We start from the raw sequence: 18,331 nt of genomic DNA on the forward strand, positions 1-18,331 counted from the left end.
GATAGGCCGGGTGCCGCAGCCGGTTCAGCACCACCTGCGCCACCGCCTGTTGGCCGCGGACCGGCTCGCGGGCGGCCTCGAAATAGATCGCCTGGGTCATGCAGTGGAGCGCCCGCGCGCGGTCGTCGGTGTCGGCGTCGAGCACGAACGGCCGCATGGGCCGGATCGGCAGGCCCGCGAAGGGCCGCAGGTTGTTGAGCGCGACGGCGTCCTCACCCTGCTCCACCGGAATGCCCAGGTCGGGAATCCGGCGCAGGTCCAGGTTGCCCCAGCCGAGCGGCCGATCCCAGAGGTCGGCGCGACGCAGGCCCGGGTCGTGGCGGCGCGCCAGGTCACGCGCCGCCGGGTCGAACTGGGCGGTGACGGCGATCAGGGCGGCGTCCGAGAAACCCCGCTGCGCCAGCGTACGGGCCTCCGGCGCGGATGGGGGCTTCGATGCGGGCGTGCAGGCGGACAGCGCAAGGAGCGCCAAGGCCGCCGCCATGCCGGCGCGGCGCCATCTGTCGAACTGCGCTCGGATCTCGTCGCCTTCCTGTCTCGGGGCCTTTGAAGCTGAACCCGGGACGAGGCCCGGGTTAGGCCGCAAACGGGCCAAAAGATGATCACGCGGAGCCGAAACGGCACAACGCCGCAGGGCGGCCAAGGGTCATATCCTCGGTTGCGCCGAACCGCCAGCGCTCCCATTCTGGCTGCGGCAGGCCACGCTTGCAGATTGTGTGCCGGAGACGCCTTCGAATGCGACCATCCGAATGGCCCTTGCGGTTCATCCCGCGCCGCGCGCCGCCCCTCTGGCAGGCCCTGGCGATCACCCTGACCGGCCTTGCCGCCGCCATGCTGATCCGGGGCGTGCTGCTGGGCTTCGACAACGCCGCCGGCATCTCGGCGACCTATTTCCCCGCCTTCATCCTGGCGACCCTCTATGCCGGCCCGCGATGGGGTTGGGCCGCGCTCGCCGCCACGCTGCTGCTGGGCTATTTCGGCCCGAGCGCGACCATCTCGAGCATTTCCCGCACCGCGGTCATCGTGCAGTTCGCCATCTCGGGCGCCGGAACCGTCCTGGTGGCCGCCCTGCTGCGCGAAACCCTGTTGCGGCTGGACGAGTCCCAGGCGGCCGAGGCGCAGGTGCAGGCCGACCTCGTCGCCACCGAGGCGCGTTTCCGCCTGCTCGCCGACAGCGCCCCGGTGCTGATGTGGATGTCCAAGCCCGACGGCTCGCGCGAGTTCGTCAATCGCGCCTACCTCGACTTCCTGAACCTCGACCGTGACGCGGCCATGGCCTTCGATTGGCGCAAGCTGATCCATCCCGACGACCTGGAACGCATCGCCACCGTGGAGGCGCAGAGCGAGGCGAATGGCAGCGACTTCATCTGGGAGGCCCGCTATCGCCGGGGCGACCGCGACTTCGCCTGGATCCGTTCGGTTTCGCAGCGCCGCCTCGGCCCGGCCGGCGAGGTGCTGGGCTATATCGGCGTCGGCTATGACGTCAGCGACGCCAAACGGGCCCAGGCGGACCTGACCCGGATCAACGACCTGCTGGCCGAGCGGGTCGAGGCCGCGCTTTCCGAGCGCGACGAGGCGGAGGCGGCGCTGCGCCGCGCCCAGAAGCTGGAGGCCGTGGGCCAGCTCACCGGCGGGGTGGCGCACGACTTCAACAACCTCCTCACCGTGATCACCGGGGCGCTCGACCTGATGCAGCGGCGGCCGAACGATGCGGTCCGGCGCGAACGGATGATCGAGGCCGCGCAAGGGGCCGCCCGCCGCGGCGAGCGCCTGACGCAGCAACTGCTGGCCTTCTCGCGGCGGCAGGCGCTGAAGCCCCAGCTTTCGCGGGTCGACGACTTGCTGGCGGAAAGCGAGGCGCTGCTGCGCCGCGCGGTCGGCGAGGCGGTGACCCTGACGGTGGCGACCGGCGCCCCTGGCGCGCTCAGCAACATCGACCCCAGCCAGTTCGAGGCGGCGGTGATGAACCTCGTGGTCAACGCCCGCGACGCCACGCCCCCCGGCGGCGGCATCCACCTGGAGAGCCGCCCCTGCACCCTTGCCGACGGTGAGGCGGAGGGCGCGACGGCCGGCGACTACCTCTGCGTCTCCGTCCGCGACACCGGTGAGGGCATGGATCCGGAGACGGCGAGCCGGGTGTTCGAGCCGTTCTTCACCACCAAGGAACCGGGCCGCGGCACGGGCCTGGGCCTCAGCCAGGTCTACGGCTTCGCCCGGCAGAGCGGCGGCTCGGCGGTTGTCGAAAGCACGCCCGGCCAGGGAACCACCGTGCGGATCTACCTGCCGCTCAGCCATGCGGCCGCCGTCAGCGACGTCACGGCCGCCGCGAACGAGCCGGCCACGCACGGCCCGGCCCGCCGCGTGCTGCTGGTGGAAGACGACGCCAGCGTCGGCGAGATGGTCGAGGCCATGCTGACCGATCTCGGACATGAGGTGCTGCGGGCGGACGCCGCGGCGCCGGCCCTGAGCCTTCTGGAAGACAAGCAACGCATCGACCTGATGCTGACCGACCTGATCATGCCCGGCGGCATGAACGGCGTGGAACTGGCCCACGCCGCGGTGGCGCTGCGCCCCGGCCTGCCGGTGATCCTGACCTCGGGCTACACGGGCGAGACCCTGGGGGCTGCGGCCGAGGCGCCCTGGCCCCTGCTGGCCAAGCCCTACCCCGCCGAAGCCCTGGCCGCGCTGATCGATGCGGTCATGGGCAAGGCGGCGGCGATCGCCTGAAACCTCCTGTGACTTGCGTCTCCCGAAGATCGGTCTATATGTGGTTCACCGCTTTTGCTCCGATTGAGCATAAGCAGCTCCGAGAAGCGCCAGCGGGAGCACCGACCTTGCGAGAGGGCCTTCGTCTGGCGTCTTTTTAGGCCTAGGAAATGCTCATTTTGAGCATAAGGAGGCGCAGATGGCCGCCGACGGATTCCAGTTCGCGTTCACGCCTGACGTCGAGGCCCAGACCCAACCGATCTGGGAAAAGGTCCGCCGCCACGTCACGCCGATGGAATGGCGCGCCCAGGCCCCGCTGATCGCGGCGATCAACCGCCTGAAGGCCGAGAAGGACGCGGTGATCCTGGCGCACAACTACATGACGCCGGAGATCTTCCACGGGGTCGGCGACTACGTCGGCGACAGCCTGGGCCTGGCCAAGGAAGCTGCCCGCTCGAAGGCCCGCGTGATCGTCCAGGCCGGCGTCCACTTCATGGCCGAAACCTCGAAGATCCTGTCGCCGGACAAGACCGTGCTGATCCCCGACCTGCGGGCCGGCTGCTCCCTCGCCGCCTCGATCACCGGCGCCGACGTGCGGCTGATCAAGCAGCGCTATCCGGGCGTGCCGGTGGTCACCTACGTCAACACCACCGCCGAGGTGAAGGCCGAGACCGACATCTGCTGCACCAGCGCCAACGCCGTGCAGGTGGTCGAGGAAGCGGCCCGGATGTGGGGAACCGACCGGGTGATCCTGATCCCCGACGAGTTCCTCGCCCGCAACGTAGCGCGCCAGACCGATATCAGGATCATCGCCTGGCAGGGCCGCTGCGAGGTGCACGAGCGCTTCACCGCCGCCGACATCCTGGAGCTGAAAGAGGCCTATCCGGACGCCGAGGTGCTGGCCCACCCGGAATGCCCGGCCGAGGTGCTGGAGGTCTCCGACTTCGCCGGCTCCACCCAGGCGATGAACGACTATGTGCTGACCCGCAAGCCCAAGCGCGTGGTGCTGATCACCGAGTGCTCCATGGCCGACAACGTCGCGGCCGACGCCGTCGACACTGAGTTCGTGCGGCCCTGCAACCTCTGCCCGCACATGAAGCGGATCACGCTGGAGAACATCTACGAAACCCTGCTGCACGGCCGCCACGAGGTGACGGTGGAGGCCGCTGTCGCCGAACGTGCGCGGCTGGCGGTGCAGCGGATGGTCGACCTGCCGCCGCCGTCGGTTCCCGCCCGCTACGACCTGGTGAAGGCCCGCCACCACGTCGACGTCGAACTGATCTAATGGCCTACGAGGCGACCATCGAGCGCATGGCTGCCGAGCCGATGGCGGCGGTGAGCGCGCGGGTGGCTCCCGATGACCTCGCGGACGCCATCCGGACCCCGCTGGACAAGGTCTATCCGGTGCTGCGCGCGGGCGACCACGGCGTCCTCGGCTGGTCCAAGGTCCGCACCGACATCTACGACCTGCTGCAGGACGCCGGTCATGGCTGAGCGCATCGCCCACGATGGCGTCCTGGTGGTCGGCGCGGGCCTGGCAGGGCTCTCCGCCGCCCTGGCCGCGGCCCCCCGCAAGGTGCTGGTGTTGACCGACGCGCCGCTGAGCCAGGGCTGCTCCTCGGCCTGGGCGCAGGGCGGCATGGCCGCGGCGCTTTCCGAGGGCGACAGCGCCCGGGCTCACGCGGAAGACACCGTGGCGGCGGGCGCGGGCCTGGTCGATCCGACCATGGCGCGCCTGCTCACCGAGGAAGGCCCGGCGGCGGTTCGCGCCCTGGCCGACCTCGGCGCGCCCTTCGACCGCACCGCCGACGGCGCCTTCGCCCAGAGCCTGGAGGCGGCCCACTCGCGGCCCCGCGTGGCGCGGGTGAAGGGCGACCAGGCCGGCGCGGCGATCATGCAGGCGGTAATCGAGGCCGTGCTGGCGGCGCCGCACATCGAGGTCCGCACCGGCCATCGGCTGACCGGCCTCTTGCAGCACGCCGCCGGGCGAGTGCGCGGCGTCGTGTGCGAACGCGAGGGCGCGGCGGTCGAGATCGCCGCGACCGCGACGATCCTGGCGACCGGCGGCGTCGGCGGCCTCTATGCCGTCACGACCACCCCCGCCGAGCTGAGGGGCGAAGGGCTGGGCCTGGCGGCGCTGGCCGGCGCGGTCATCGCCGACCCGGAGTTCGTGCAGTTCCACCCGACCGCCATCGACATCGGCCGCGATCCCGCGCCCCTGGCCACCGAAGCGCTGCGCGGCGAAGGCGCGGTGCTGGTCGGCGCCGACGGATTGCCGTTCATGCGCCGCTATCACCCCGACGCCGAGCTCGCCCCGCGCGACGTGGTGGCCCGCGCCATCCACGCGGAGCGCGCCGCGGGCCGTGGGGCCTTCCTCGACGCCCGCCAAGCGGTCGGCGACCACTTCCCGGCGGAATTTCCGGCGGTGTTCGCGGCCTGCCTGGCGGGCGACATCGATCCGCGCACCCAGCCGATCCCGGTCGCGCCGGCCTGCCACTACCACATGGGCGGCATCGCCACGGACGCCGAGGGGCGGACCTCCCTGCCCGGCCTCTACGCCGCGGGCGAATGCGCCTCGACCGGCGTCCATGGGGCGAACCGCCTGGCGTCCAATTCCCTGCTGGAGGCCGCCGTGTTCGGCGCGCGCGCCGGGCGCGCGGCGGCGGCCGAACGTGAACCCGCGCCGGAGCGGCTGGTGCGCCTGACCGCGCCGGACTTGCCGGCCGAGGCCGTGCAGGCCCTGCGACAGGCGATGAGCCGCGACGCCGGCGTCGTGCGCTCGGGTGACGGCCTTTCGCGGCTAATCGAGGCGATCGACCAGCTGGAGGCCCGCCATGGACGCGCCGCGGCCCTGGTCGCCGCGCGCCTGGTCGCGGCCTGCGCGCTCGCCCGCATGGAAAGCCGCGGCGGCCATTTCCGGTCCGATGCCGCCGGGCCCGACGCGACGCCCCGCCGGACCTTCGTCCGCTGGTCCGAGCTGCTGCCCGCCCATGCCTGGAAGCACGCCGCCGAATGACCGAGCCCCTGCCGGACCTGCTGATCGCCCAGGTCGTCCGCGCCGCCCTGGCGGAAGACCTCGGGCGCGCCGGCGACGTGACGTCCCAGGCCTGCGTGCCCGCCGGCGCCCGCCTGCGCGCGACCTTCGCGAGCCGCCAGGCCGGCGTGGTGGCGGGACTCGCCTGCGCCCGCCTGGCGATCGCCGAGCTCGATCCGACCGCCGACTTCAAGGCCGCGGCCGAGGACGGCGCACGGGTCGGCGCGGACGGGAAGCTGGCCTCGGTAGAAGCCAACGCGCGGGCGCTGCTGGGCGCCGAGCGGGTGGCCCTGAACCTGATGGGTCGCCTGTCGGGCGTCGCCACCCTGACCCAGGCCTATGTGGCGGCCATCGAAGGGACCGGCGCGATCATCGTCGACACCCGCAAGACGACGCCGGGCCTGAGGGCGCTGGAGAAATACGCGGTGCGCTGCGGCGGCGGCGTGAACCACCGCTTCGGCCTGGATGACGCGATCCTGATCAAGGACAACCACATCGCCGCCTGCGGCGGTGTGGGCGAAGCCGTCCGCCGGGCGCGGGCCGCCGCCGGCCACCTGACGAAGGTCGAGGTGGAGGTCGACGGGCTGGACCAGCTCGAAGAGGCCCTGGCCCACGGCCCCGACGTGGTGATGCTGGACAACTTCAGCCTGGCCGACCTGCGCCGGGCCGTGGCCCGCACCGCCGGACGCGCCGTGCTGGAGGCCTCCGGCGGCGTCAGCCTGGAAACCGTGGCCGCCATCGCCGCCACCGGGGTGGACGTGATCAGCGTCGGCGCCCTCACCCACTCCGCCAGCGTGCTGGACATCGGCCTCGACGCGGCCTGAACGACCGCGACCGTCGGAAGCGGCGCAGCGGCGCAAACCCCGGGTCTGCTCAAGCCTTTACGTCAGAAGCTTAACGCCGCCGCGGAGCGCTCGCCTCATTTTCAGGCCCCTTTTCGGCTTCTTCGCCCGGAAATCGTGCAACCCGATAATACTCCGCCTGCGGTGGGATGGCGGCCTTGATCGCCGTTTCGCCGTGGCCAAGGTGTGCCCGCGCACCGCGACCACGCGGGCGCAGGTTAGGGGATTTACCTTCATGTCTAAACACGCACTGTGGTTGTGCGCCGCGTCGGCGTTCACGCTCATGACCAGCCAGGCCTGGGCCGACGACGCGCCGGCCGGCCCGACCGTCGCCTTCAACGCGGCGATCACCAACGACTACCTCTTCCGGGGTCTGAGCCAGACCAGCGGCAAGTCGGCGGCCCAAGGCGGCGTCGACGTCACCGCCGGCATGTTCTACGCCGGGACGTGGCTGTCCAACGTGGACTTCGGGGCCACGGCGAGCGACCCGCAGAACAAGACCAGCATCGAATATGACCTGTACGCCGGTGTTCGCCCGGTGCTGGGCCCGCTCAACCTCGACGTCGGCGTCATCCGCTACGGCTACACCGACTCGCCGAAGGCCGCCCACTACGACTATTGGGAAGGCAAGATCCTCGCCAGCCACACCATGGGTCCGGCCACGATCGGCGCCGCCTTCTACTACTCTCCGGAATTCTTCGGGAAGGTCGGCGACGCCGAATATTACGAGCTGAACGGCGCCTATACGCTGAGCAACAAGGCGACGATTTCCGGGGCCTTCGGCTATCAGGACCTCCAAAAGTCCAAGGCCGGGATCAGCAACTACAGCACGTGGAACATCGGGGTCGGCTATCCGGTCACCGACCACATCGCCGTCGACCTCCGCTACGTGGACACGTCGCAAAAGGCGACGCGCTTCTATACGAAGACCTTCGCCGGCGACCGGATCGTGGGCACGCTCAAGGTCACCTTCTAGTCGAGACCAGCTTTCGCGGCGTCCCTCGACCGGACGCCGCGAAAGCGCCAGGCGGTCAGCCGATGCGCTCTCCCGCTCGGCTGATCCGCCCGGCTCGCCCAGCGGATTTGCCGGCATGCCGCGTTCCTTCAGCATGACTGCGCCGCGGTTGCGCGTACTCGTCGCCTTCGCGGTGGACCCGACCGTGGAATTGTGCGGCGCCGACATCGCCAACGACATCGGCCTTGCCAGCGGCCCGCTCTACGTCGCCCTTCACGACCTCGCCAGGGTCGGGTGGCTGGAAAGCCGGTGGGAGGACGGCGATCCGAAGCGGCTCGGCCGCGCGCGACGCCGGTTCTACCGCGTCACGCCGGAGGGCCTGGAGCAGGCGCTCGCAGGCCTGCTCCAATCACACCCCGCCTTCCGGCCGCGTAGAGCGTGATAGCCGGAAGTGGAAGCCGGCGCCGGCGACCGTCACGCTCTATTGAGCATGTCGGGTTCGAAGAGACCCGGACATGCCCGGCGCCCTCACCAGAAGAGGCCGTACACCACCTGGACGACACGGCCCGTAAAGCTGTCCACCAGCACCACGTCGTCGCCGACGCGGACCCATTCATAGCCGACCGGCGGCACGGGCAGGCCATAATCCCACCAGGCGTCGAGGCTGTAATCGGGGCCGTACCAGCCGCGGGGGAGGATGTCGCCGTAGCCCCAGTTGCGGGCGTAGAAGCCGTAGGGCGCGCGATAGGCCGGGCCGCGGAACCGGCGCTCGGAACGGAACACCGGCGGATAGCGGCGCCGGTCGTAGCGCGGACGCTCGCGGTCGAGACGGCCGGCGCTCAGGTTGCGCTCGCCGTTCCAGGCGGGGCTGCGGTCCCAGGTGCGGCCGCGGCCCGCGCGGTTCCAGTCGCGGTTCGCGTTGTCGCCGCCGTTCCGGTCGCTCCAGTTGCGGCCGCCCTCCGGATTCCCGCGATCGCCGCGGTCCCAGGCGCGGCCCTCGCCGCCGCGATCGCGCGGGGGTTCGGCCGGAGCCCGCGGCGCGGGCCGGGCCTGCAGGGCCGGAGCCTGGTCCGGGCCCGGGTTCGACCGCGCGCCGGAGCGGGAATGGCCGCCGCGGTCCCAGGTGCGGCCCTCGCCGCCGCGATCGCGCGGGGGTTCGGCCGGAGCCTGCGGCGCGGACTGGGCTTGCGGGGCCGGAGCCTGGTCCGGGGCCGGGTTCGACCAGGCTCCGGAGCGGGAATGGCCGCCGCCGTTGCGCGGGCCGCCGTCACGCCAGCGGCCTTCCTGGGCGAGCGCCGGCGCCGCGGCCGAGGCCAGCAGCATCGCGGTCATCGCCCCCGTCATGAGCTTCTTCATCACATCGTTCCATTCGGCGTGTGTGCGGACAAACCGTGTCATCGCCGTTGCACGAGATATGGGCCGTTGCGCCTGAACCGCGGTTGAACACGGTGAACAGCCGCTCGACACTGGCGGCACGGCGAAAGGAGACCGGTTTGGTCGCGGTTCCGAACGACATCATCGGCTATTGGCGCAACGCCGGGCCCAGGCAGTGGTTCGCCGCCAGGCGGGCCTTCGACGAGGCGATCCGCCTGAAGTTCGAGCCGGTCCACCATGCCGCCGCGCGCGGCGAGTATGACGCCTGGGCGGCCACCGCCGAGGGCGCGCTCGGGCTGCTGATCCTGCTCGACCAGTTTCCCCGCAACCTCTACCGCCGCTCGGCCCACGCCTTCGCCACCGACCCCAAGGCCCGCGCCGTCGCCCGCGCGGCCCTCGCCGAGGGCTTCGACCGGGCGACCGAGGTGCTGCTGCGCCCGTTCTTCTACCTGCCCTTCGCCCATTCCGAGGACTTGGGCGACCAGGACGCCAGCGTGGCGCTTTGCGAGGCCCTGGCGCGGGAGAGCGGCGACGACGCCCCCCTGAAATGGTCCCGGCTCCACCGCGACGTGGTCGCCCGCTTCGGCCGCTTCCCGCACCGCAACCCGATGCTGGGCCGCGCAACCACGGCCGAGGAACAGGCGTTTCTGGACGATGGCGGGTTCGCCGGCTAGAGCAAGTCTTTGAAATAGAGCGTGATGGTCGCCGGAACCGGCCTCCACTCCCGGCTGTCACGCTCCAGCGGCGGCGAATGAGCTGTTAACGGAATCGAATCACCCTCTGCACAGAGGTCACGAATCGGCGTCGTCTTGGTGGACTTTCAGGAACGCAATCCGTGATGAACGCTCTCCTCGACATCTCCGCATTCGCGCCCGCAGCGCCCGGTGAGCATCCGGAGCAGCAATACCTCGACCTCCTGGCCGACATCCTGGAGAGCGGCGTGGTCCGCGGCGACCGCACGGGCGTCGGCGCCCGGAGCGTGTTCGGCCGGCAGATGCGCTTCGACCTGGCCCGGGGCTTCCCCCTGCTCACCACCAAGAAACTGCACCGCAAGTCCATCGTGCTGGAGCTGCTGTGGTTCCTGCGCGGCGACACCAACGTGCGCTGGCTGCAGGACCGCGGCGTGCGCATCTGGGACGAGTGGGCCGACGAGGCGGGCGAGCTGGGCCCGGTCTACGGCCGCCAGTGGCGCTCCTGGGCGGCCCCCGACGGACGGGTGATCGACCAGATCGCCGGCGTCGTCGAGACCCTGAAGACCAACCCCTACAGCCGCCGCCACATCGTCTCGGCCTGGAACCCGGCCGAGGTGGACGACATGGCCCTGCCGCCCTGCCATTGCCTGTTCCAGTTCTTCGTGGCGGAGGGCCGGCTCTCCTGCCAGCTCTACCAGCGCTCGGCCGACGTGTTCCTGGGCGTGCCGTTCAACATCGCCAGCTACGCCCTGCTGACCCTGATGATGGCCCAGGCCGTCGGCCTGCAGCCGGGCGAGTTCATCCACACCCTGGGCGACGCGCACCTCTACCTGAACCACCTGGACCAGGCCCGGCTGCAGCTGTCGCGCCAGCCCCTGCCGCCGCCCACCGTGCGCCTCGCGCCCAAGCGCGACCTGTTCGCCTTCACGGAAGAGGACATCGTCTTCGAGGGCTACCAGGCCCACCCGAGGATCGAGGCGCCGATCGCGGTCTGACCGCGGCATGGCCGAAAGCGCGGGCGCGGGTTAGACAGCGTCCATGTCCAGCGTGATCCTCGCCGCCGGCCCCATCGCCCGCGCCCGCAACGGCGTCATCGGCCGCGGCGGCGGCCTGCCGTGGCGGCTGAAGTCCGACATGGCGATCTTCCGCGCCGTGACCATGGGCAAGCCGGTGATCATGGGCCGCAAGACCTGGGAGAGCCTGCCCAAGCGGCCGCTGGTCGGCCGCACCAACATCGTGGTCAGCCGCGACGGCTCCTTCGAGCCGGACAAGGCGGTGGTCTGCGAGAGCTTTTCCGACGCCGTGGCCATCGCCCGCGAGCAGGCGGAGGACGACGGCCAGGGCGAGTTCTGCGTGATCGGCGGGGTGTCGCTGTTCGAGCTCGCCCTGCCCCGCGCCCGGCGGGTCTACCTGACCGAGGTGGACGCCGAAGTGGAGGGCGACGTGGTGCTGCCGCCCTTCGACGAAAGCCGCTGGGTGACGGTGCGCGAAAGCGTCTATCCGGCCGGCGAGGGGGACGAATATCCCTTCACCCATCGGGTGCTGGAGCGGCGGTAGGAAGACCCCTCGGAAGGGGTTCAGCGCCTCAGGAGCGTTCGTTCCAACCGTAGGCCACCCAGTGGTGGCCGCCCAGGTGGCGGGCCTCGATCAGGCCGTCCTCGCGGATCGCGGCGCGGGCGGTGCGGCGGGCCCGCATGGCCAGGCCGGCGACATACAGCAGCGCCGAGGACATCACCGCCAGGACCAGCAGGGTCGCGGCGAAGAAAACGGCCAGGACAGCGCCGATCGCCACGGCCGCCGCCGTCGCGAGCGCCCCGCCCAGAACAGCGAAACTGCGCAGTGCCGTCCGTTGCCGGGCCGCGAATTCCTTCACCATCGTCGTCCTCTCGGGCCGTCTGACGGGTGTAAGCGCGAATGTCTGCCTACAGATCCCTGCCGTCAACCATCCGTCATGTAGGCATTGACTGATTTAACTTCAATTTGCCCCCTCCAGGGCGAGTGATCGGCGTTCCCTGTTCACCATGTCGAAGGCCGCATTGATCGCCGAGGCCTTGGCTTGCGCCACCTCGACGAACTCCGGCGGCAGGCCGCGGGAGCGCGCGCGGTCCGGATGGGACTCGCTGAGCGCCGCCTTCCACGCCGCCCGCACCTCGACGTCGGGGGCGTCGGGGGCGACGCCCAGGATCACATAGGGGTCCTCCGCGTGGGCGCCCAGGTGGGTGGCGCGGATCCGGCGGAACACCAGCGGCGACAGGCCGAACAGCTCCGACACCCGCGCCAGGTAGGACAGCTCGTCGCCGGTCACCACCCCGTCGGCGGAGGCGATGTGGAACAGGCCGTCCACCACGTCCTCCAGCAGCCGCGGGCAGCCGCGGTAGCGCTTGGCCAGCCGGCGGGCGTAACTCTCGAACCCGCGGGTGGTCTGGCGGGCGAGCTGATAGAGCCGGCGGATGTTGTTCTGCGACGCCTCGTCGGCGCGGAACACGTCGGAGAAGGCGGCGTACTCGCCCTCCTGCGCCACCCCGTCGGCCTTGGCGAGCTTGGCGCCGAGCGCCGTGACGGCAGTCGAGAAGGCGGGGTCCTCGCCGGGCAAGCCGGCAGGACATTCGGCGCAGTCCGCTTCGTCCACTCCACGGACCGCAAGCCCTGCGATGTTGCGCCAGAAGCTCATGGGAGTAGGGAGAGCCTTAGACCTATGGCGAATGCATGACAACGCGCATCAGGCCCCCGGAAGGTTAAGGATTGGACAGGCGCTGGAGCTTCTGGATCGATCGCGGCGGCACCTTCACCGACGTCATCGGCCGGGATCCGGACGGACGCGAGGTCACGGCCAAGCTGCTTTCCGCCTCGCCGGCCCACGAGGACGCCGCCGTGGCGGGCATGCGCCGGATGCTGGGCGCGGCCGAAGGCGAGCCCTTCCCCGCCGGGCGGGTCGCCGCGATCAAGATGGGGACCACGGTCGCCACCAACGCCCTGCTGGAGCGGCGCGGCGCCAAGACGCTGTTCGTCACCACCGCGGGCTTCGCCGACGCCCTGCTGATCGGCGACCAGTCGCGCCCCGACATCTTCGCCCTCGACGTCGTCCGCCCCGAGCCACTCTACGCCGGCGTGGTCGAGGCCCGCGAGCGGCTGGCCGCCGACGGCGCGGTGGCGCGGGCCCTCGACCGCCCGGCCCTGGCCGCCGCCCTCGCCGGGGCGGTGCGCGCCGGCTTCACCTCGGCGGCCGTCGCCTTCCTGCACGCCGACCTGAACCCCGAGCACGAGCAGGCTGCAGCCGCCCTGGCCCGCGAGGCCGGCTTCGGCTTCGTGGCGCTCAGCTCCGAGGTCTCGCCCCTGCCCCGCTTCATCCCCCGGGCGGAGACGACGGTGGCCGACGCCTACCTGACCCCGGTGCTGCAGGCCCACGTCATCCGGATGGCGCAGGCGACGGCGGGCGCGCCCCTCTACTTCATGACCTCGGCCGGCGGCCTGGTGCGGGCGGAGGCGTTCCGCGGACGCGACGCGGTGCTTTCCGGCCCCGCCGGCGGCGTGGTGGGCGCGGCCCGCACGGCGCAGGCCGCGGGCGCGCCGGCGGTGCTGGGCTTCGACATGGGCGGCACCTCCACCGACGTCTGCCGCTTCGCCGGGCAGTTGGAGCGCCGCGCGCAAGCGCGGGTGGCCGGGATACGGCTGCGCAGCCCGATGCTGGACGTGGAGACGGTGGCGGCGGGCGGCGGCTCGATCCTGTCCTTCGACGGCCTGCGCGCCCGCGCCGGCCCGGCCAGCGCCGGCGCCGACCCCGGCCCGGCGGCCTACGGCCGGGGCGGGCCGGCGACGGTCACCGACGCCAACCTGGTGCTGGGCCGCCTGGACCCGGCGAGCTTCCCCGCCATCTTCGGCCCCGGCGGCGACGCGCCGCTGGACGCCGCCGCCGCCCGCGCACGCCTGGCGGAGCTGGCCCAGGCCATGGGCGCCGAAAGCCCCGAGGCCGCCGCCGAGGGCTTCCTGGCCGTGGCCGTGGAGCAGATGGCCCAGGCCGTCGGCCGCATTTCCACCGAGCGCGGCTTCGACCCGCGCGACCACGCGCTGGTGGCCTTCGGCGGCGCGGCGGGGCAGGTCGCCTGCCAGGTGGCCGAAGCGCTGGGCGCAGCCGAGGTGCTCTGCCCCCGCTACGGCAGCGTGCTCTCGGCCTGGGGAATCGGCCAGGCCCAGGTGGCGAGCCTGCGGCAAGCGGGCCTGGACGCGGCGCTCGACGCCGAGGGGTTGGCCCGGGCGCGGGAACGGCTGGACGCGCTGCAGGCCGAAGCGCTGGCGGCGCTGGCCGACCAGGGCGCGGCGGCCGGCCCGGTGCGTCTCGACCTGCTGCTGCGCTACGACGGCGCTGACGCCGAGCTGCCGGTTCCGCTGGGCGAAGTCGGCGCGGTGCGCGAGGGGTTCGAGACCGCCCACCGGCGGCTGTTCGGCTTCATCGAGCCGGAGCGCGCGATCCGCATCGCCGCCGTGCAGGCCGAAGCGCAGTCTCTTTCCTCCCACGTCCCGCAGAGGACGGGGGAGGTGGCGCGCCCCGCAGAGGGCGTGACGGTGGTGGGTGCGAGCGGACGCGCCGCGCCAAGTCCGCGCCCCCTCCACCACCGGCTCTTCGGCCGGTGGTCCCCCTCCCCCGTCCTCTTCGGGACAGGGGAGGAAAGACCCATCATCCCCGCCGACGCGCTCGCCGTCTGCGACGGGCCCGCCCTCATCGTGCGACCCGACACTCAGATCGCGCTGGCGGCCGGGTGGCGGGCCGAGGCCGAGGCCGACGGCCTCATCCGGCTCACGCGGGTGGCCGCGGCCAAGACGGCCGCCATCGGCCTCGACAAGGCGGACCCCGTCACCCTGGAGCTGTTCAACCGCCGCTTCATGGGCGTGGCCGAGGCCATGGGCGCGGCGCTGGAGCGCACCGCCCACTCGGTGAACATCAAGGAGCGGCTCGACTTCTCCTGCGCCCTGTTCGACACGGGCGGCGGCCTGGTGGCCAATGCGCCGCACATGCCGGTGCACCTGGGCTCGATGGGCGCCAGCGTCCGGGCGGTGCGGGCGCGGCATGCGGCGATGGCGCCCGGCGACGCCTTCGCCCTGAACAACCCCTACGCCGGCGGCACCCACCTGCCGGACATCACCGTGGTCATGCCGGTGTTCGTGTGCGAGCGGTCGGCGGAACCCGATTTCTACGTCGCCGCCCGCGGCCACCATGCCGACGTGGGCGGGGTGCAGCCGGGATCGATGCCGCCGTTCTCGCGGACCATCGCCGAGGAGGGCGTGCTGCTCGACGCCCTGCCGATCATGCGCGCCGGCCGGGTGCTCGAGGCCGAGATCCGCGCGGCGCTGGCCGCCGGCCCCTGGCCCGCCCGGGCGCCGGACCGCAACCTCGCCGACCTGAAGGCGCAGATCGCCGCCTGCCAGGCGGGCGCCGCGGCGGTGGCCGAGATGATCCGCATCCACGGCGCCGGAGCCGTCGCCCGCTACATGGGCTTCGTGCAGCAGAACGCCGCCCAGGCGGTGCGCCGCGCGGTGGGCGGCCTGAGGGACGGTGCGGCGCGGGTCCCGATGGACGGCGGCGGCGAGATCGCCGTGCGCGTCAGCGTCGATGCGGGCGCCGGCGAGGCGGTGCTGGACTTCACCGGCTCGGCCGACCAGCAGGACTCCAACTTCAACGCGCCGGCCGCCATCGTCGACGCCGCAGTCCTCTACGTGTTCCGCACCCTGATCGACGACGACATTCCGCTGAACGCCGGCTGCCTGCAGCCCCTGAAGATCCTCACCCGTCCGGGCTCCATGCTGGACCCCGCGCCGGGCGCGGCCGTGGTGGCCGGCAACGTCGAGACCAGCCAGCACGTGGTCGACGCCCTCTACGCCGCCGTGGGCGCGGCGGCCAACGCCCAGGGCACAATGAACAACCTCACCTTCGGCGATGCGGAGCGGCAGTATTATGAGACCATCTGTGGCGGCGCCGGGGCCACCGCCCGCCGCCCGGGCGCCAGCGCCGTCCAGACCCACATGACCAACTCCCGCCTGACCGACCCGGAGATCCTGGAGCGGCGCTTTCCCGTGCGGCTGGAGGCCTTCGCCGTCCGCCGCGGCTCCGGCGGGGCCGGCGCGCGCACCGGCGGCGACGGGAGCGTGCGGCGGATCCGCTTCCTGGCGCGGATGCAGGCGGCGCTGCTGTCCACCCGCCGCGAGCACGCGCCCCAGGGCCTGGCCGGCGGCGGGCCGGGCCAGCCCGGGCGACAGGCGCTGACCCGGGCGGACGGGTCGGTCGAGGTCCTGCCCGGCTGCTTCTCCGTCGAGGTGGAGGCCGGCGACGTCCTGGAGATCGCCACCCCGGGCGGTGGCGGACACGGCGCGGCGCCCCCCGCCGTTTGATCGCAGGCCCCGGCGCAGCTACATGACGGGCAGGGACGCTGTTCGCCTGCGCCGCCGCGCCGGCCCCGTATCGAGGTTTGTCGAATGTCCGTGTTGTTCCTGGTCCTCGCGCTCGCCACCGCCGATCCCGCCGCCGCCGGTCCGACGGCCCCGCCGGTTGAGGCCGCCCAGCCGCCCTACCCGGCCGGCGCGCCGCGCGACGACTATGGCCTGGTCTCCTGGTGCTACGGCGCGCTGCGCGGCTATCTCGACCTGCACGACCAGGCGATGCCGGAGGTCAAGCGCATCGAGTCCACCTGGCGCCGGCCCGGCTCCAACCTGGCCGACGACCTGGCGGTCTACGGCCAGATGCAGCGCGAGGGCGAGAAGAGCCTGAAGCTCTTCGCCCGCGCGATGGAGGCGGCCGAGAAAGCCAGCCTCAAGCCGATCAACACCCAGGGCGCGGCGGCCCTGCAGAAGGGCCGCGCCACCTGGGCTGCGGCCGGCGACATGCCCAAGGCCCGGCTGGCGCAGGAATGGATGAGCTGGTCCCTGCCCGCCCGCTGCGAGCCCACCGCCAGCAGCCTGGAGCAGCGCGCCAGGCTGCTGGGAACCGCCTTCCAGGTGAACAGCGAGCCGGACCCGCTGTCCGGAACGGAAACGCCGCTGGCGACGCCCGCGACGCCTTGAGCGCGCGGGATCAGAACCGCCGCGAGACGCCGAGGTAGACCTCGGCGTCCGGCGTCGCGTGCGTCAGCCCGGCGTTGGCGCCCGCGTCGAGCTGCAGGTCCTCACCCAAGGTCCAGGCGGCGCTGAGGTCGAAGGACGCCTGGGCGCCCGACCCCGCCGGGTCCTCGTCGCGGCGGGCCCACAGCTCGGCGCCCAGGGCCGCGGGCCCGAAGCCCCAGCTCACCCCCGCCGCACCGCCCCAGGCCAGGTGCGTCCCGCCGCCGCCGGCGTCGCGCACCACGTCCAGCTCCGGCGACAGGCCCAGCGACGTCCCGCCCGACAGCGGGACCGCCACCGCCGCTATCACTCCGCCCTGCCAGCCGCCGGCGCCGAAGCCGTGGGTGGCGGCCGGCGCGCTCACGAAGGGCTGCAGGGCGAACTGCACGCCCGCGCCGTCGGGGTCGGTGAGGGCCTGGCGCACCGCCAGCACCACGTCGCCCGCGCCGCTGCGCCGTGCGGCCCCTTGCGTCCGCTCCACCAGCCAGGGCGAGGCGGAGAGGTGCAGATCGGCGGTCCGCGTCAGGCCATAGCGCAGCTCGAAGGCCCCATAGGCCTCGTTCCAGGTGGTCGTCCCGCCCTGCCGGTCCCTCGCCGCATCGGCCAGCCCCACCTCGAGCTGCAGGCGCCCGGCGTCGAGGATGCAGGCCGGCGTCCCTTTCCCCGGCCGGTCGGGACACAGGTCGCGCGTCGCCGGAGCGGCCCCGGCCGGCGCGGCCTGCAACATCAGCGCCGCGACCCCCAGCGCGACGATCCCGCCCGACAGGCGCACGCGGCCCTCAGGCCTCCGCCCGGAAGTAGGGGTCCACCTCGCCCTGCAGCTTGATGGTCATCGGATTGCCGCGGCGGTCCTTGGACGGCAGGCTGAGCCGCACCCAGCCCTCGCTGACGCAGTATTCGTCGACGTTGTTTTTCTCGACACCCTTGAAGCGCACGCCCACCCCGCGCTCCAGGAGGGTGGCGTCGTAAAAAGGGCTTTGCGGATCGGTCGCGAGGCGATCGGGGGGCGTGTCGGACATCGTCGTCTCCAGGCGCAAGAGCCTGGGTCATACAAAGCCTCAATAGTGCTGCCAATCCGTGGACGGCTCAGGCCTCGGTGCGTTCGCCCGCAGCGCGGCCGTAGACCAGGCGCTCGACGAAGCCCCACAGCGCGCTCATCTCACGGGCGGCCGGGTTGGCGGCGTCAAGCTCCTCCACCGAGCGTCCGACCTCCAGCACCGACTGGTAATTGGCCCGGGCCCGGAGAATCAGCGGCGCCACCGGCAGGCGCATGAGCATCAGCGCCTCCAGCGCCCGCTTGACCGCCGGCGGCTCGACGCCTTCGCGCGGCACCGGCGCCTGGTTGAGCACGATGAGGCCGGGCTTGCGCAGGCGGCGGATCACCTCGGCGGTGCGCAGCGCCGCGGCGATGTCGAGGAAGGTGGGCCGGATCACCAACAGCGACAGGTCGGCCACGACGATGGAATGGCCAAGCTCGTCCTCCAGCACCGCCGGGGTGTCGATGATCATGGTGTCGAAGCCGTTGCGGACGGCCTGGACCTGCAGGGTGAAGAGCTTGGAGCCGGTGGTCTCGACCACCTCCGGACCCGGCCCCTGGCGGCCGCGCAGCACCTCGACGGCGGAGCGCTGGGCGTCGGCGTCG

Annotated in this window: 18 protein-coding genes and 1 pseudogene; 12 read left to right on the top strand and 7 right to left on the bottom strand. The window is 72.4% G+C overall.

Features of this window, described 5'->3' with window-relative positions:
- Positions 1-472 (bottom strand): annotated as a pseudogene (locus VGL30_RS16625) (cell wall hydrolase); the annotation flags it as partial.
- A gap of 263 nt (positions 473-735) precedes the next feature.
- Here VGL30_RS16625 and VGL30_RS16630 point away from each other — a divergent pair.
- The 7 genes from VGL30_RS16630 (at position 736) to VGL30_RS16660 (ending at position 7,979) form a co-directional block, all read left to right on the top strand.
- Positions 736-2,727, top strand: a complete 1,992-nt coding sequence (locus tag VGL30_RS16630) for a hybrid sensor histidine kinase/response regulator (RefSeq protein ID WP_331541137.1) — start codon at positions 736-738, stop codon at positions 2,725-2,727.
- Positions 2,728-2,905: 178 nt separating this feature from the next.
- Positions 2,906-3,991 carry a quinolinate synthase NadA gene (nadA, locus tag VGL30_RS16635; protein ID WP_331541138.1) on the top strand — a complete coding sequence of 362 codons (1,086 nt, stop codon included), beginning with the start codon at positions 2,906-2,908 and terminating at the stop codon, positions 3,989-3,991.
- Positions 3,991-4,200 carry a hypothetical protein gene (locus tag VGL30_RS16640; protein WP_331541139.1) on the top strand — a complete coding sequence of 70 codons (210 nt, stop codon included), beginning with the start codon at positions 3,991-3,993 and terminating at the stop codon, positions 4,198-4,200. The genes nadA and VGL30_RS16640 overlap by 1 nt, the downstream gene beginning before the upstream one ends.
- Positions 4,193-5,722 carry an L-aspartate oxidase gene (locus tag VGL30_RS16645; RefSeq protein WP_331541140.1) on the top strand — a complete coding sequence of 510 codons (1,530 nt, stop codon included), beginning with the start codon at positions 4,193-4,195 and terminating at the stop codon, positions 5,720-5,722. The genes VGL30_RS16640 and VGL30_RS16645 overlap by 8 nt, the downstream gene beginning before the upstream one ends.
- On the top strand, positions 5,719-6,564 hold the full coding sequence (nadC, locus tag VGL30_RS16650; RefSeq protein WP_331541141.1) for a carboxylating nicotinate-nucleotide diphosphorylase: 846 nt from the start codon (positions 5,719-5,721) through the stop codon (positions 6,562-6,564). The genes VGL30_RS16645 and nadC overlap by 4 nt, the downstream gene beginning before the upstream one ends.
- 253 nt (positions 6,565-6,817) lie before the next feature.
- Positions 6,818-7,558, top strand: a complete 741-nt coding sequence (locus tag VGL30_RS16655; protein WP_331541142.1) for a TorF family putative porin — start codon at positions 6,818-6,820, stop codon at positions 7,556-7,558.
- Positions 7,559-7,673: 115 nt separating this feature from the next.
- On the top strand, positions 7,674-7,979 hold the full coding sequence (locus VGL30_RS16660; RefSeq protein WP_331541143.1) for a hypothetical protein: 306 nt from the start codon (positions 7,674-7,676) through the stop codon (positions 7,977-7,979).
- A gap of 86 nt (positions 7,980-8,065) precedes the next feature.
- On the opposite strand, the gene VGL30_RS16665 is transcribed toward VGL30_RS16660, so the two are convergent.
- Positions 8,066-8,893, bottom strand: a complete 828-nt coding sequence (locus VGL30_RS16665) for an RcnB family protein (protein WP_331541144.1) — start codon at positions 8,891-8,893, stop codon at positions 8,066-8,068.
- Between the two features lie 137 nt (positions 8,894-9,030).
- Between VGL30_RS16665 and VGL30_RS16670 the strand changes: the two genes are divergently transcribed.
- The 3 genes from VGL30_RS16670 (at position 9,031) to VGL30_RS16680 (ending at position 11,160) form a co-directional block, all read left to right on the top strand.
- Complete coding sequence (locus VGL30_RS16670; RefSeq protein WP_331541145.1) at positions 9,031-9,585, top strand: DUF924 family protein; 555 nt, start codon at positions 9,031-9,033, stop codon at positions 9,583-9,585.
- Between the two features lie 161 nt (positions 9,586-9,746).
- On the top strand, positions 9,747-10,598 hold the full coding sequence (locus tag VGL30_RS16675) for a thymidylate synthase (RefSeq protein WP_331541146.1): 852 nt from the start codon (positions 9,747-9,749) through the stop codon (positions 10,596-10,598).
- A gap of 43 nt (positions 10,599-10,641) precedes the next feature.
- Complete coding sequence (locus tag VGL30_RS16680; RefSeq protein WP_331541147.1) at positions 10,642-11,160, top strand: dihydrofolate reductase; 519 nt, start codon at positions 10,642-10,644, stop codon at positions 11,158-11,160.
- A gap of 28 nt (positions 11,161-11,188) precedes the next feature.
- On the opposite strand, the gene VGL30_RS16685 is transcribed toward VGL30_RS16680, so the two are convergent.
- Both VGL30_RS16685 and VGL30_RS16690 read right to left on the bottom strand, forming a co-directional pair.
- Positions 11,189-11,395 carry a hypothetical protein gene (locus VGL30_RS16685; protein WP_331541148.1) on the bottom strand — a complete coding sequence of 69 codons (207 nt, stop codon included), beginning with the start codon at positions 11,393-11,395 and terminating at the stop codon, positions 11,189-11,191.
- A gap of 183 nt (positions 11,396-11,578) precedes the next feature.
- Positions 11,579-12,274: a DnaJ family molecular chaperone gene (locus tag VGL30_RS16690; RefSeq protein WP_331541149.1), complete on the bottom strand. Its 696-nt coding sequence runs from the start codon at positions 12,272-12,274 to the stop codon at positions 11,579-11,581.
- Positions 12,275-12,345: 71 nt separating this feature from the next.
- Between VGL30_RS16690 and VGL30_RS16695 the strand changes: the two genes are divergently transcribed.
- Together VGL30_RS16695 and VGL30_RS16700 are read left to right on the top strand one after the other, a co-directional pair.
- Positions 12,346-15,984, top strand: a complete 3,639-nt coding sequence (locus VGL30_RS16695) for a hydantoinase B/oxoprolinase family protein (protein WP_331541150.1) — start codon at positions 12,346-12,348, stop codon at positions 15,982-15,984.
- A gap of 84 nt (positions 15,985-16,068) precedes the next feature.
- Positions 16,069-16,653, top strand: a complete 585-nt coding sequence (locus tag VGL30_RS16700) for a hypothetical protein (RefSeq protein WP_331541151.1) — start codon at positions 16,069-16,071, stop codon at positions 16,651-16,653.
- A 10-nt stretch (positions 16,654-16,663) separates the two neighbouring features.
- On the opposite strand, the gene VGL30_RS16705 is transcribed toward VGL30_RS16700, so the two are convergent.
- The 3 genes from VGL30_RS16705 to VGL30_RS16715 form a co-directional block, all read right to left on the bottom strand.
- Positions 16,664-17,461 carry a transporter gene (locus VGL30_RS16705; protein WP_331541152.1) on the bottom strand — a complete coding sequence of 266 codons (798 nt, stop codon included), beginning with the start codon at positions 17,459-17,461 and terminating at the stop codon, positions 16,664-16,666.
- Positions 17,462-17,468: 7 nt separating this feature from the next.
- Positions 17,469-17,708 (bottom strand): DUF3297 family protein, encoded by a 240-nt coding sequence (locus VGL30_RS16710; protein ID WP_331541153.1) that lies wholly within the window; start codon positions 17,706-17,708, stop codon positions 17,469-17,471.
- 67 nt (positions 17,709-17,775) lie between these two features.
- A partial coding sequence (locus tag VGL30_RS16715; protein WP_331541154.1) for a ParA family protein occupies positions 17,776-18,331 on the bottom strand: 556 nt, incomplete at its 5' end.

Origin of the sequence: Phenylobacterium sp. (genome assembly GCF_036502675.1) — a bacterium.
Taxonomy (GTDB): Bacteria; Pseudomonadota; Alphaproteobacteria; order Caulobacterales; family Caulobacteraceae; genus Phenylobacterium.

Coding starts and splice junctions, on each gene's coding strand:
- VGL30_RS16680 (WP_331541147.1), top strand. CDS start 10,642: ATGTCCAGCGTGATCCTCGCCGCCGGCCCCATCGCCCGCGCCCGCAAC.
- VGL30_RS16710 (WP_331541153.1), bottom strand. CDS start 17,708: ATGTCCGACACGCCCCCCGATCGCCTCGCGACCGATCCGCAAAGCCCT.
- VGL30_RS16645 (WP_331541140.1), top strand. CDS start 4,193: ATGGCTGAGCGCATCGCCCACGATGGCGTCCTGGTGGTCGGCGCGGGC.
- VGL30_RS16690 (WP_331541149.1), bottom strand. CDS start 12,274: ATGAGCTTCTGGCGCAACATCGCAGGGCTTGCGGTCCGTGGAGTGGAC.
- VGL30_RS16640 (WP_331541139.1), top strand. CDS start 3,991: ATGGCCTACGAGGCGACCATCGAGCGCATGGCTGCCGAGCCGATGGCG.
- VGL30_RS16700 (WP_331541151.1), top strand. CDS start 16,069: ATGTCCGTGTTGTTCCTGGTCCTCGCGCTCGCCACCGCCGATCCCGCC.
- VGL30_RS16665 (WP_331541144.1), bottom strand. CDS start 8,893: ATGAAGAAGCTCATGACGGGGGCGATGACCGCGATGCTGCTGGCCTCG.
- VGL30_RS16660 (WP_331541143.1), top strand. CDS start 7,674: ATGCCGCGTTCCTTCAGCATGACTGCGCCGCGGTTGCGCGTACTCGTC.
- nadC (WP_331541141.1), top strand. CDS start 5,719: ATGACCGAGCCCCTGCCGGACCTGCTGATCGCCCAGGTCGTCCGCGCC.
- VGL30_RS16630 (WP_331541137.1), top strand. CDS start 736: ATGCGACCATCCGAATGGCCCTTGCGGTTCATCCCGCGCCGCGCGCCG.
- nadA (WP_331541138.1), top strand. CDS start 2,906: ATGGCCGCCGACGGATTCCAGTTCGCGTTCACGCCTGACGTCGAGGCC.
- VGL30_RS16655 (WP_331541142.1), top strand. CDS start 6,818: ATGTCTAAACACGCACTGTGGTTGTGCGCCGCGTCGGCGTTCACGCTC.